Source organism: Shewanella frigidimarina, assembly GCF_003797125.1.
In the GTDB taxonomy this organism is placed as follows: Bacteria; Pseudomonadota; Gammaproteobacteria; order Enterobacterales; family Shewanellaceae; genus Shewanella; species Shewanella frigidimarina.
This window is the reverse complement of sequence record NZ_RKKE01000003.1, coordinates 132697-145747: the sequence shown is the minus strand read 5'-3', so window position 1 is coordinate 145747 and position 13051 is coordinate 132697. Positions and strand designations below refer to the sequence as shown.

13 protein-coding genes and 2 pseudogenes are annotated in these 13051 nt (G+C 40.7%); 5 read left to right on the top strand and 10 right to left on the bottom strand.

Features of this window, described 5'->3' with window-relative positions; genetic code table 11:
* Positions 1–119 precede the first annotated feature (119 nt).
* From EGC86_RS10175 to ccoN, 8 genes and pseudogenes are all read right to left on the bottom strand, one after another.
* The gene (locus EGC86_RS10175; protein ID WP_123777457.1) at positions 120–809 is read right to left on the bottom strand and encodes a sulfite exporter TauE/SafE family protein; all 690 of its coding nucleotides are present in this window, start codon (positions 807–809) and stop codon (positions 120–122) included.
* A gap of 155 nt (positions 810–964) precedes the next feature.
* A pseudogene (gene ccoS / locus EGC86_RS10170) lies at positions 965–1129 on the bottom strand (cbb3-type cytochrome oxidase assembly protein CcoS); the annotation flags it as partial.
* Entirely contained in the window at positions 1126–3519 is a 2394-nt protein-coding gene (locus EGC86_RS10165; RefSeq protein WP_123777456.1) for a heavy metal translocating P-type ATPase, read from the bottom strand. The gene EGC86_RS10165 and the pseudogene ccoS, both read right to left, overlap by 4 nt.
* 57 nt (positions 3520–3576) lie before the next feature.
* The gene (locus tag EGC86_RS10160) at positions 3577–4056 is read right to left on the bottom strand and encodes a FixH family protein (RefSeq protein WP_123777455.1); all 480 of its coding nucleotides are present in this window, start codon (positions 4054–4056) and stop codon (positions 3577–3579) included.
* Positions 4057–4172: 116 nt separating this feature from the next.
* Positions 4173–5141 (bottom strand): cytochrome-c oxidase, cbb3-type subunit III, encoded by a 969-nt coding sequence (gene ccoP / locus EGC86_RS10155; RefSeq protein ID WP_123777919.1) that lies wholly within the window; start codon positions 5139–5141, stop codon positions 4173–4175.
* 5 nt (positions 5142–5146) lie between these two features.
* Complete coding sequence (locus EGC86_RS10150; RefSeq protein ID WP_011637473.1) at positions 5147–5323, bottom strand: cbb3-type cytochrome oxidase subunit 3; 177 nt, start codon at positions 5321–5323, stop codon at positions 5147–5149.
* A 9-nt stretch (positions 5324–5332) separates the two neighbouring features.
* On the bottom strand, positions 5333–5959 hold the full coding sequence (ccoO, locus tag EGC86_RS10145; protein ID WP_011637472.1) for a cytochrome-c oxidase, cbb3-type subunit II: 627 nt from the start codon (positions 5957–5959) through the stop codon (positions 5333–5335).
* Positions 5960–5971: 12 nt separating this feature from the next.
* Positions 5972–7399, bottom strand: coding sequence for a cytochrome-c oxidase, cbb3-type subunit I (ccoN, locus tag EGC86_RS10140; protein WP_059743407.1), 1428 nt, complete (start codon positions 7397–7399; stop codon positions 5972–5974).
* Between the two features lie 270 nt (positions 7400–7669).
* Here ccoN and EGC86_RS10135 point away from each other — a divergent pair, with 270 nt between their 5' ends.
* From EGC86_RS10135 to EGC86_RS10125, 3 genes are all read left to right on the top strand, one after another.
* Positions 7670–8122 carry a hypothetical protein gene (locus EGC86_RS10135; protein ID WP_123777454.1) on the top strand — a complete coding sequence of 151 codons (453 nt, stop codon included), beginning with the start codon at positions 7670–7672 and terminating at the stop codon, positions 8120–8122.
* A gap of 441 nt (positions 8123–8563) precedes the next feature.
* Positions 8564–8851, top strand: coding sequence for a hypothetical protein (locus EGC86_RS10130; protein ID WP_123777453.1), 288 nt, complete (start codon positions 8564–8566; stop codon positions 8849–8851).
* 79 nt (positions 8852–8930) lie between these two features.
* Positions 8931–10238: a tyrosine-type recombinase/integrase gene (locus tag EGC86_RS10125; RefSeq protein WP_123777452.1), complete on the top strand. Its 1308-nt coding sequence runs from the start codon at positions 8931–8933 to the stop codon at positions 10236–10238.
* A gap of 429 nt (positions 10239–10667) precedes the next feature.
* Here EGC86_RS10125 and EGC86_RS10120 read toward each other — a convergent pair whose 3' ends face one another.
* Complete coding sequence (locus EGC86_RS10120; RefSeq protein ID WP_123777451.1) at positions 10668–11048, bottom strand: hypothetical protein; 381 nt, start codon at positions 11046–11048, stop codon at positions 10668–10670.
* 41 nt (positions 11049–11089) lie between these two features.
* Positions 11090–11547: pseudogene (locus EGC86_RS21215) on the bottom strand (IS91 family transposase); the annotation flags it as partial.
* A gap of 261 nt (positions 11548–11808) precedes the next feature.
* Between EGC86_RS21215 and EGC86_RS20875 the strand changes: the two are divergent.
* Both EGC86_RS20875 and EGC86_RS10110 read left to right on the top strand, forming a co-directional pair.
* Complete coding sequence (locus EGC86_RS20875; RefSeq protein WP_165872400.1) at positions 11809–11997, top strand: hypothetical protein; 189 nt, start codon at positions 11809–11811, stop codon at positions 11995–11997.
* Between the two features lie 185 nt (positions 11998–12182).
* The gene (locus tag EGC86_RS10110) at positions 12183–12911 is read left to right on the top strand and encodes a HEPN domain-containing protein (RefSeq protein WP_059743494.1); all 729 of its coding nucleotides are present in this window, start codon (positions 12183–12185) and stop codon (positions 12909–12911) included.
* The last annotated feature ends 140 nt before the right edge of the window (positions 12912–13051 follow it).

The following is a 13051-nucleotide window of genomic DNA, read 5'->3' as shown; positions in this document are numbered from 1 at the left end:
AACGGCTTAACTCATAAGCATTGATTTTAATGATAAAATTCATTAATAAAAACCTGTGTAAGGTAGTTTTAAATCTGCTCTAGCTTAAAATTAATATAGGCATATTTAAAAGTAATTGACTAGGTGAGTTGATTCAAAGCAATGTAAAGCGTTTGCAATCCAAACAACACCAAAAGTCCGCCACTGAATAATCTCACTGCTCGTTTTTGTACCCATTGGGCCAAGGTTTTAGCTGCTAATCCCGCCGCAAATAAAGCGGGTAAAGTTCCTAAACCAAAAGCGAACATAATCAAGCCACCTTGTAATGCACTACCAGATGCAACAGACCAAGTTAATGTACTGTACACCAGGCCGCAGGGGAGCCAGCCCCATACCATACCCGCCATAACGGCTTGGAATGGATGAGTAATGGGGATAAATTTACGCGTTAAAGGTTGTAAGTATCGCCACAACACTTTGCCAACTTTTTCAATATGAACGATTCCAAACCATATCTGAGCAATATAAAGGCCGGTAAGAATCATCATGGTGCCCGCAAAAATGCGAAGAAAAATTAAATAACCATCAACATCAAATAAATGACCAAGAGCGGAGACACTACCACCGACAATGGCCCCAGCCACCGTGTAACTAAAGATACGTCCAAAATTGTAGCCACACAGAAATGTCAGTTGCGTGCCTAAACGTGTCTGTCCATTGGTGGGTATGTTTGCCGAAAAAGCCCCAATTAATCCGCCACACATGCCAAAACAATGTGCAGCGCCCATTAAACCAACAATAAATGCACCACCAACATTATATTCAATCACTGGGTTTACTCTGGTTTAGTGTGAGTAGTAGATGAAGCAGCAGAACCAACTGTATTTTGTTGGGCAACATCGGTAGTAGCAGAACGGTTAATTGGAGAGCTGTTAGTTGGAAAATCATTAGTTGCAGAGCTGTCGTTGGAAGAGTCGGCATTAGCACTGCTGTTTTTGTTCATGCTGTTTTCGTCTTCATCGAATAAAATAGACACGCTTTGTCTATCTAAATCATCAAATTGCTCAGACTTTACTGCCCAAAAGAAAATAGAGACTGCTATCAATACAAACAACATCGCAATAGGTATTAATACGTAAATGATACTCATAATTTTATCCTAAGAAGGCGTAAACTATTGCTCACCACAATCAGTGAACTAACCGACATGCCAATCGCGGCAATATACGGGGCTACATGTCCGGTAACTGCTAATGGCAAAATAACCATATTATAAGCAAAAGCCCATAACAAATTTTGATGAATAATGCGCTGTGTTTGCTTAGCGACATCAATAGCATCATTAAAACGTGACAAGTGATCGCCTAGTAATATTAGGTCAGCACTATTTTTGGCAATAGCACTGCCGCTTCCCATAGCAACAGACAAGTTTGCTCCGGCAAGTACTGGCGCATCATTAATGCCATCTCCAAACATAGCCACATTGGCTTGTTGTTGTAATTGATTCACTAACGCTAACTTATCTTGCGGCGATAAACCTGAATGTACATCTGAAATACCGAGTTTACTTGCCAAAAACTCAACATGTCCCGAATTATCACCACTGGCAATACTGAGTTTTATATTGGCCGCCTTTAACGCATTCACGGTGGCTAAACTGTCGACTCTTAACTCATCAAGCATTTCAATTTTAGCGATTAATTTGTTATCGACAGACAGATATATCCACTGGGTTTCAATTGCCTGTGAAGCCGCTACATTTGCGTCTGGGGTAACAAATTGAGCCGTACCAATACAAACTTGCCGTTGACCGATACTCGCGCGAATACCTAAACCTATATGATGATCAACATTTTCGACAAGGTGTTTATTATCATAAAAAGGTTTAAATGCTAGTGCGATGGGATGTAAAGAGCCTTGCTCAATTGCTGCGGCCAACGATAACACTTGCTCTGATGAGTATTCGCCAAAGGTTTGCACTTCACCAATCGATAATTGACCGCAGGTTAAGGTTCCTGTTTTATCAAACACCACATGATCAATTTTAGTCAGTTTCTCAAAAATGCCGGCTTTGCGCGGAATAACGCCTAACTTGGTAAAAATTGCCGTTGCACATGTCACAGCTGTCGGCGTAGCAAGGGCGAGGGCACATGGACAAGTGGCAACTAATACCGACAAGGTAATCCAAAAAGCATCATCGGGAGAAATAAACAACCAAACAATATAGGTTAGCGCTGCAATCGATAATATGGTTGCGGAAAAATAACGTGCTAAACGGTCAGCCACCAAAGCAATAGCCGGTTTGTTGTTTGATGCAAGTTCTTGTAAGCGAATAATTTCAGCCACGAGTTGATCTTGGCCTAACGCAGTGACTTTAACTTGCAGAGGTTGTTCGACATTAATGGTTCCAGCATAAACGGTATCATTAATCTGTTTACCTATTGGCATTTGTTCGCCGGTTAGCATGGCTTCATTGACACTTGATAAGCCATTAACCACCTCAGCATCTGCTGCAATGACTTCACCTGGTTTGACCAAAATAATATCGCCAATGACGAGTTGTTTAGCAGCAATCTCAGTAATCTCGCCGTCACTGTATAAATGTGCGGTTAAAGGAACCAGTTTATGTAAATTACTCGAACTAACAGAGGCTTTTTGTCTGGCTGTTTGCTCAAAATAGCGACCAAGTAATAAGAAGAAGGTAAACATGGAAACAGATTCAAAATACACTTCGCCATTGGCTTGAATCGTCGCGACACAACTGGCGATATAAGCACCTAAAATAGCGATGGAGACAGAGACATCCATATTAAGCTTGCCACTTAATAAACTACGAAGCGCACTGAAATAAAAGGGTTGAGCAGAATACAACACCACTGGAGCTGCAAAAATTAAACTCACCCAGCGGAAATAATCGCGAAACTCGACATCTAGGTCGGTAAAGTATCCAGTATATAAGGCGAGGGCAAACATCATCACCTGCATGGTGGCAAAGCCTGCAAGTCCTAAACGAAGTAAAAATTTACGACTGTCTGCTTTTGATTGTTTTTCTTGTTCATCAACTTGATAAGGTGCTGCTTGATAGCCAATTTTACTGATAATCTGCAAAATTTCACTGAGCTGAATAATTTGACTATCCCAACTTACCAATGCGCGTTGTGTAGTTGAGTTAACCAATACATTGGTGACACCAGCAATGGGTTTTAGTTTATGCTCAATTAACCATGCACAAGCGGCGCAGGTAATGCCGTCGATAGACAAAGAGGTCGAATCAATAGCCCCTTGTTTATGTACAAAGTCTTGCTGTACTTCAGGTAGATCATAAGCACTGTATTGCGACAATTGCTCAGGTATCAAAGCAGTTTGACGATTGCCCGGCTCACTACGAAATTGATAATAGCTGCTTAAGCCAGCATCCATAATCGCTTGCGAAACCGCTTGGCAACCTGGGCAGCACATAGGTTGTGGTTGCCCATTAATCACGGTTGTAAACTGTTCACCCGTTAGCACCGGCTCATTGCAATGAAAGCAAGATGTCATCTATTTATACCAGCTTAATTAAATATGTCATCATTCAAAGACTTAATCGATTTACTATTAATTTAGCCAATATTCAACGTCATCTTTAATATCAATACGTTGTTGTATACGCCACTTAGCATCAAATCCTTCTATGCGCACTTCCCAAGGGCCGGTAATCGCAGCATCTAATGGGATGTGATAAACATAATTAGCATCGGCCGTTGCATTGAGGCTGAAATCTTTAGCTTCAATAGTCGGATGATAAAAACGTACATTCAGCGCAGCGCGATATTCAGGGCCACCGTGTTGAGTGATAGTTAACTCTTGATCATCGACAGTCACTAAAAATTTCATTCCAATCTGCTGAGCATACTTAATTTTGCGCAAATCCATGTTAATCGCTTTGCCTTGCTTATAATAATCTTCGGCAACTAATGAATCAGAATTATCTAGAGCAATTTTTAGTGTGGTTAAACTGGCAATAACGGCACACATTGGCAAGATGATTAAAAACCAAGGCCAAAACTGCTTATACCAAGGGAGTTGATCCAACATAATACGTCCTAAAATGGTGTTAATAATTCGGGGGCTATTTTACCCCGTAATGGCTTAATAATCACTTAAAAAAAAGGCCTCGATAATCTCGAGGCCTTGTTGTTACTCATATGTAACTATTTGTTTGATAAGCTATAAACATAAGCAGCTACGACATGGACTTTCTCTTCACCAAGAATGTCTTTCCATGCTGGCATGACGCCTGCGCGGCCATTAGTGATAGATTCTGCAATCACACCACGGCTACCGCCATACAACCATACGTTATCAGTTAGGTTAGGCGAACCCATGAATTTGTTGCCTTTTGCATCCATACCATGACACGCAAAACAACCTTTCATAAATGAACCTTGACCTTGAGCGGCTAACGCTTCGTCATGTTCACCACCAGAAAGTTTAACTACGTATTCAGCAAGACCTTTAATCTCGCTGTCTTCGATAGGTAAACCACCTTTTGGCGGCATCATGCCGTTGCGACCGTTCATGATAGTGGTTTTAATAGTGGCTAGTTCGCCGCCATATAACCAATCACTGTCGGTAAGGTTAGGGAAGCCCTTAGAGCCACGAGCATCAGAACCATGACATTGTGAACAGTTTTGTAAAAACAAACGACCGCCCACTTTTAATGCTTCAGGGTCTTTTACTAGCTCTTCTAACGGTGTCGCTAAATATGCCGCAAAAATTGGACCGTATTTTTCGTCAGCATGGGCCACTTCGCGGTCATATTGAGATAAACGGTTTTCAGCTTTTGCTGCTTCAAGCGCTGCAGCTGAGTCAGCTTTAATGCCTTTTTCAGTACCAATACTTTGGTTCGAACTTGTCCAACCAAACAGACCTTTGTAGTTACCTAGGCCTGGATATAGAGCTAAATAGATCACACCGAATACGATGGTTAAATAGAACATGTACGCCCACCACTTTGGTAGTGGGTTGTTCAGTTCTTCAATACCATCAAAACTGTGGCCCATTGATTTACCTTCTTCAACACCGGTGTAATTATTATTAACCAGTTTTAGAAGGATAAAACAACCAGCAATGACCACAATCGTCAGTACAGAAATCCAAATGCTCCAGAAGTTACTCATAATCATTACTTCTGATCTCCCGAGTCTTTTGACATTTTTGCAAGTTCATCTTCTGTAAACACCAAGTTAGCCGCTTCGTCAAATTTTGACTTGCTATGCTTACTGTATGCCCAAAAGAAAATGCCTACAAAGGTCACCATAACAACTATGGTTAAAATACCTTGAAAAGTACCATAATCCATTATTGCCTCCTATTTGAGTGCGTGACCCAAAGATTGCAAATAAGCGATCAGCGCCTGCATTTCTGTCTTGCCTTCAACCGCTTTTTTAGCGCCAGCAACTTCTTCATCAGTGTAAAGATCATTACCTTTGTAACCGCCTTTATGCAGGTTACGCAGAATAGTCATCTTGTCACCAGTGAGTTCGCCGTCTAGCTTATTTTCAGCTAACCAAGGGAAACCAGGCATGTTTGACTGTGGTACAACGTCACGAGGATTAATTAAATGCACTTCGTGCCACTTATCACTGTAACGTCCACCAACACGGGCTAAATCAGGACCAGTACGCTTAGAACCCCATTGGAAAGGGTGGTCCCAAACAGACTCGCCAGCAACAGAATAATGACCATAACGTTCTGTTTCAGCACGTAAAGGACGGATCATTTGGCTGTGACAGTTGTAACAACCTTCACGAACATAAATGTCACGACCTTCAATCTGTAAAGCAGTATAAGGAATAAGACCTTCAACAGCTTCGGTAGTGTCCTTCTGAAATATCAGTGGAGTAATCTGCACCAAACCACCAAAACTAATGGCGATAACAGTGAAGATAGCAAGCAGGCCGACATTCTTTTCAATTAATTCATGATTAAATTTCATCGAATCTGCTCCTTAAGCTTCTGCAATAGCAGGTAATGAATCTTTAGACGCTTTAACGGTTTTGATAACGTTATAGGCCATAATAAACATACCGGTTAAGAAGAAACAACCACCAATAAAGCGTACAAAGTAGAATGGGTACGAGGCTTCTAAACTCTCAACGAAACTATACGTTAGTGTTCCATCAGAGTTAACCGCACGCCACATAAGACCTTGCATAACACCAGAAATCCACATACTCACGATATATAAAACAGTACCGATAGTCGCTAACCAGAAATGGACATTAACCAGCTTCATGCTGTACATACGACCATGACCAAATAGCACTGGAATCAAGTGATATAAAGAACCAATAGACACCATTGCAACCCAGCCTAGCGCGCCAGAGTGAACGTGACCAATAGTCCAGTCAGTATAATGAGATAAAGCATTAACTGTTTTGATTGCCATCATTGGGCCTTCGAAGGTAGACATACCGTAGAAAGACAATGAAACAACTAAGAAACGTAATACAGGGTCTGTACGAAGCTTATGCCACGCACCAGACAAGGTCATAATACCGTTAATCATACCGCCCCAAGAAGGTGCGAATAGAATTAATGACATTACCATGCCTAATGACTGAGTCCAGTCAGGAAGGGCAGTGTAATGTAAGTGGTGAGGACCGGCCCAAATGTATAACGCAATCAACGCCCAAAAATGGACAATTGATAAACGGTATGAATACACTGGACGACCAGCTTGCTTAGGCACGAAGTAATACATCATCCCCAAGAAACCAGCAGTAAGTAAGAAGCCTACCGCATTATGACCGTACCACCACTGAACCATCGCATCGACTGCACCGGAGTACAGAGAGTAAGACTTAAACAAGCTTACTGGTACTGCCATTGAGTTAACAATGTGAAGTACTGCAACAGTAATGATAAAGGCACCAAAGAACCAGTTTGCCACATAAATGTGGGACGTCGTTCGTTTAGCGATTGTGCCAAAGAATACAATTGCATAGCTAACCCAAATAATCGCAATCGCGATATCGATAGGCCATTCTAATTCTGCATATTCTTTGCCTTGGGTAAATCCCATTGGTAAAGTGATAGCAGCTGCAATAATAACGGCTTGCCAACCCCAGAACGTAAATGCGGCCAATTTGGGCGCAAAGAGACGGATTTGACAAGTGCGTTGCACAACATAGTAGGATGTAGCGAAAAGAGCTGATGTTCCGAACGCGAATATCACCGCATTGGTGTGTAATGGTCGTAAACGACTATACGTTAACCAAGGAGTGTCGAAGTTCAGTTGTGGCCAGATTAACTGAGCCGCAATCAATACACCCACTGACATACCAACGATTCCCCACAAAACTGTGGTTAGTGCGAATTGGCGGACAATAGTGTAGTTGTAATCAGCGCCTGTAGACTGGGAATGGTTCATCATAATGCTTCCACGGCTTATTACTTATACTTTTAATATTTAGTAAAGCGAGCTTTACCAGTTAGATTAACAAGTGGTCATAAAACAAACTAATTAATGCTGTTTTTAATGCCATTTGTCAAGGTGTTACCTCATGTTAATTCTCTCTAGCATGAGGCGGTGTAATGATACTTGAGCTAAGTCAAAAAAGATACTTAGCAAAAGGTATCAAAGTTGATCTAGATCAATCTGTGAAAGATAATGTTACTCACTCAACCATAAAGGTTAATAATTGTGCATAAACTTGTCCGAATTATCATTTTAAATTTTTTGTTAATGTTTTTAGTGGCCTGTGACAACCCACAAACACAAGAACACGCTAATTTAGCCATCGATAAAACGTTATGTCAGTTTTCTGTTGGAGAATGTTACAAAAAGGTAGCCGACTTGCAAGTCGGTTTATTGATTAATCCCGTCAATACCCCCAGCGAAAAACCATTAATAGTTACGCTTAGCAGCAATCAAGCGATCACTAACATTTCAATTAGAATTGAAGGGCGCGACATGTTCATGGGTATTATCCCAGTTTCATTGTCCGAAATAAAAGATAATGTCTATCAAGGACCATTGATTTTTGGCTCATGCAGCAGTGATTATATGGTATGGCGAGTATTTGTTTCATTTGATTACCAACAACAGCCACGGACATTAATGTACGACTTCTTAGCCGATAACGATAACAACTAACGTTATCGCTAACTTATATATGCAGATGACTATACCTTTGTGGGCTAGGGCAGAGGTAATTTAATCGCTATAGGCATTTCATTTCACTATAGCAAAGGTCTTCAATAGGCCTATTTTATTGTCATTATGGTTAGTTTCAGTTTCATCCCGTCAAAAACTTCACTCTTACAGTTCATTTCTCATTTCACATCGAATCTTATGTCTAGTACTGGCATCATATTGCATTAACGGTTATCAGCACTTGTCGATTAAACATTTCAAGTGAGCCTTTATATGCGCTTATATATGATCAACAGCACAGAAGTGGTTAGAACAGTCATAATGCAATTGATAACTATTCTCATTAATGTATTATTAAGCTACAGCATTCATCTTTCCAGGGTGAGTAGGGAATAGAGCAATAACGTTATGAAAAAGAGTAGCGTGAAATAAGGAGCACACATGAACAGAATAAATGTGTCTATCGATGCAGATAAAGTGGCCCAATTAATTAAAGCAGGTCATTTATGTGCTGCAGACTTACAATGCATAGACAGGGCAAGCAAGCAAACCGTTTGGCAATTGTGTTTATGGAGCTGCCAAAAAAGGTCGACATGTCACAATAAGCAGTGTCAGCAAGCATGTATGCCATCAACTGCAGTAGAGCTTTGCATGCAACAATTGATAACAGACAAAGATATTGCAGTATCAACATATCCAAAACTCATCGTTAAGAATCAGTACGATTGATGCCGATAAATAACATTATCGGCATCAGGCAAAAAATAGTATAATAAGGTAATACAATCAATAACCTATATTTAATCATATGACCAAAAATATCACTGATGAACTGCCACCAGTATTACCACTATTTGATGCTGCAGAGTATGTATTACAAGGTAATGCGTCCGTTAATCAGTACATTACCCGAATTTCAATAGATAAAGTTGCCGATGCAGGACTCATTATAGAGCACTGTGCCGATTGGTTATTTGAGCAAAAGCAGTCAGAAAACAACTATAAAGCCTACCGCAGTGAGTTAACCACATTTCTGCATTGGTGTTTTGACGTAGTCGCATTATCGCCAATTGCGGTAACGCGTAAAGACATCGCCAAATACATTGATTACTGCCAATCGCCGCCACAAACACTAATAGGCTATTTCAATGTAGCGCAATTCAAACTCAATAAAGCCACTGGGGAGCGTTCACCAAACCCACAATGGCGGCCATTTATTGGTAAAAAGCACCTGGGGAAATGCCTACCATATCAACTGAGTGATAATGCGCTGAAGACTAAAATAGCAATATTATCATCATTTTATGGCTACCTAATTAGTGAAGAATATACCGAGCGTAACCCGGCTCAGTTATGGTTAAAACACAGTCGTTTTGCTATTAAACGTAAATTTACCATCGACGAAGACAACAACCATCATGCCTTTACAGAGTTACAATGGTCTTATGTTATAAGCACCGTAAGCCAGCTTGCAGACACTCAACCAGAGCAGCATCAACGCAGTTTATTCCTCATTACACTATTATATAGCTGTTACTTACGAATCTCCGAGATCAGTGCACGTGCAGGTTACGCGCCCATCATGAGCCAGTTTAGACAAGATCCACATTCTGGTGTCTGGTATTTTCACGTGCCATTTTCTAAAAGCGGCAAAGCACGTAATATTGCCATATCAAAAGCATTGCTGGCTGGACTAGTTGATTATCGACGTTATCTGCGTCTCAGTGATTTACCCAACATCAACGATCAACATCCTATATTTGTCCGTCACAAAGCAGCAGCCCATGGACGTGAATCTGGAGTCATCAATGCCAATCTTGGTATTCGACACATACGTGACGAAATAGACAAACTGATTAACTTAGCTGCAGACAATGCAGCTAAAGATGGTTTTGAACACGACAGCCAACTTATGCGAAAACTCAGTGCGCATAATATTCGCCACACTGGGATCACGCATGACATCAATATCAATCGTCGACCATTGTCACATGTCCAGGCCGATGCCGGTCATGAGAGCATCGACACAACATCACAGTATTTACACACCACACAAACTGAACGACATCAAAGCGCATTCAATAAACCGTTAAATCATCTTGCTGAGATTAAATAATTGGCAGGCACAAGCCGTAAATAGTTAAAGCATGCAATCTCAGCACGATGATAAAAAGCACATAAAGCTACATTAGGCTGTTAATGAGCAATCAATGCCTACAAAGACTTAGTATTGAACATAACGTCTAATGTACGCATATATATGCGCACAATGTATATTATGTTAAATAGAGTTTGAGAGTCTTATTAAAGAACATCTAGATTACGGCACCTTACCACCACATCTTTGCTTGCGCCTATTGATGCCTGTCATCTTCCAAACGGCCATGTATTGCATTAAAAAATAAACAAGCCAGTTGATATCGTGCGCTACGCTCATGCTTTTGATTATTGCCGCTACTGCTAGCCAAGTATTCACATAGCGACGTGGTTACGTTAGTTACTAACCGAGAATTATTCGCTATTAAATACGACTAGGCGTTATCAATTAAATCCAATTTTGTTGTGCTAATTGAACCCAAGCGGCATTTACATGTTGCTGTGTCATCAATTGTTTTTTACGCTCATTCCACTGCTGGATCAAATAGAATGCTTGCTCTGGTGTTTGCGCACCTTCATTTTTAATAACCCAATGCACAGTTGACAGTAACTCAACACCATAGGGAGATTGATAGCCATCAATTAAATTAGCAACCCGCTGAATATGTGAATTGATTGCTGAGTCAGCATGTTGTAGAAATTGCTTTGCTTGTTGCAGCGCTTCTTCATCGGGCTTAATTTCAGCTTCAACAACACCATCACCGACACCTTGAATAAAATGACCATCCATACGCTCTAGTGCATTCCTTAATGCATCGGCATTTAACACTTTTATAGGTTTCCAACAGTACAAGTATGGCTGCCCTCTGCTTAACCCGATAATCTCAACTGCCCTTCACGTGCTAATGTCTTCAGTAATGGCACTAATCCCATGAACACTAACCGCCCGTGAATGACTCTGCCAATGTTGTTTATTTTGCTGCTTGTGTGGTCAACTGCTCACGGATTTGAATTAACTTTTTACTCCGACAACTGTTGGCTAAAAAACCAAAGTGCCGAGGTATTCAACTACGGTTTCGGCCTAGTACAAACAGGGTTTGCTGTAGACACACCAGGCCTTTTTCATCAGGATATCCACTAGGGATAGTCAGTTCACGGTGACGCAGTACCGCCAACATATTTGCTTTAAATACGGTTGATACTGCTTTTACAGGAAATAAATAGTCTGATTTGACACCACACCATTGGCATTGTAAGTGTTTGCGGCTCATGCCGAATTGACTTAACGTCAACCACACCGCTTCAAATAGGGCGCTGTAGAGCTGTTTTTCCTGCTCGTCCCTTTGGTTTTTAAAGCTGCGCTTAGTGTCAGCTGGTAAAGAAATGTTTGAGTTTTGGGCTAAATGCGCCTTTGCATGGACAAATGCCGCCGTAGTGGCGGAAGAAACCGCAGACGTAGCGAGCCCAAGCAAAGCCCCACCAAACTGGGGGCCGTTGATACGCCGCGGCCGCGCCAGAGGCTTGGTGCCATTTTTCCACTAACCCAGCGCCCCGCCGAATCTGATAAAACCGACATAGGTAACGCTACATTGATTAGAGTTGGTCGCATGGCAAGGGATGCTGACCGCAAGATGATGGCAAGGGAATTAGACATTGACCACAGGATTTTGACGAGTTTATTGCCGCTAGATTTTGTCGAGCGCAACATGGCAACTAATGAAGTCAGGCGTGGAAATCTGACCAAACGTAAAATTGAACAAGTCGAAACGCTAGCCTAATCAGTGGGTTTCCCTCAATAATTCAGGCTAAAACTCATAAGGTTTGAGATGATTGATATGAATACCAATATGGTTTTGAAAAGTAATGCTACTCACAATATAACCAAATCACTTGCACTTAATTTATAGGCGTTCTTACCCTTACTCTGCTAAAGTTTTACAACTTTCATAAGTGGAGCTATAAAATGGGATCAATGAGCGAACTATACTTGGATGTTCAAGAGGAAAAAATGAGGGAATGGATTTATGAACAATGTGATAGTGCTAACATAGATGAAACTAGTGATGAATGGTATGAATTTGTGGAGGAGTGGCATAATCAACAGGAGCATTTTGAAGAAATAAGTTGGTATGAGTCTCAAAACACTTCAGAATTATATTCTCACTTCATGTTGGACATTGAAAAAATACAAGAAATATTAAAATTAGAAACATCGGCTCATACTGAACCAATGATATTTAAAATGACCCACGCACACATAGTGACTCTTCTAGAATCTTTTCTGGCCAGTAGTTTTATTGCTTTAATATCAAATAATAAGCAGTATCTATCGAATATCATAACTGTTTATTCGGATAGAAATAACCCAAAACACTTCACTTTGAAACAAATGGAGCGTCACGAAAATCCAGTGAAAGATTTAGTTACATTTTCAATAGCTAATATTTCATTCCATAGTAGAGAAAGTATACAAAAAACATACCGTGACATTTTTAGTAAGCCGTTTAAATATGACTTTAAAGCACTAGATAAAGTTTTTAAGATAAGGCATGACATAGTGCATCGAAATGGTGTAAGCACGCGGGGTGACAACTCCACTCCAACTCGTGAAGGTGTTATTAACACAATAGAAATTGTAAAAAATTTCGTGCAACATTTTGAATCCTGCATAACCGATAACGGTACCCGTTAACGGGTACGCTTTCCCTCCGCAACAAATCCCCATATACCTATAAGCGCAATCTTTTTTGCCGTGAGGCAATACAGCCCCAAGGGGAATTCCATGCTTAAAAAATACCTTCCTATACTCGCCATTAGTGCGTTAATGGTTTA

Bases quoted from the DNA above. Each gene is read 5' to 3' on its own strand.
- ccoO (WP_011637472.1), bottom strand. From the start codon at position 5,959: ATGAAATTTAATCATGAATTAATTGAAAAGAATGTCGGCCTGCTTGCT.
- EGC86_RS10165 (WP_123777456.1), bottom strand. From the start codon at position 3,519: ATGACATCTTGCTTTCATTGCAATGAGCCGGTGCTAACGGGTGAACAG.
- EGC86_RS10110 (WP_059743494.1), top strand. From the start codon at position 12,183: ATGGGATCAATGAGCGAACTATACTTGGATGTTCAAGAGGAAAAAATG.
- ccoN (WP_059743407.1), bottom strand. From the start codon at position 7,399: ATGATGAACCATTCCCAGTCTACAGGCGCTGATTACAACTACACTATT.
- ccoP (WP_123777919.1), bottom strand. From the start codon at position 5,141: ATGAGTAACTTCTGGAGCATTTGGATTTCTGTACTGACGATTGTGGTC.
- EGC86_RS10160 (WP_123777455.1), bottom strand. From the start codon at position 4,056: ATGTTGGATCAACTCCCTTGGTATAAGCAGTTTTGGCCTTGGTTTTTA.
- EGC86_RS10150 (WP_011637473.1), bottom strand. From the start codon at position 5,323: ATGGATTATGGTACTTTTCAAGGTATTTTAACCATAGTTGTTATGGTG.
- EGC86_RS10130 (WP_123777453.1), top strand. From the start codon at position 8,564: ATGAACAGAATAAATGTGTCTATCGATGCAGATAAAGTGGCCCAATTA.
- EGC86_RS10125 (WP_123777452.1), top strand. From the start codon at position 8,931: ATGACCAAAAATATCACTGATGAACTGCCACCAGTATTACCACTATTT.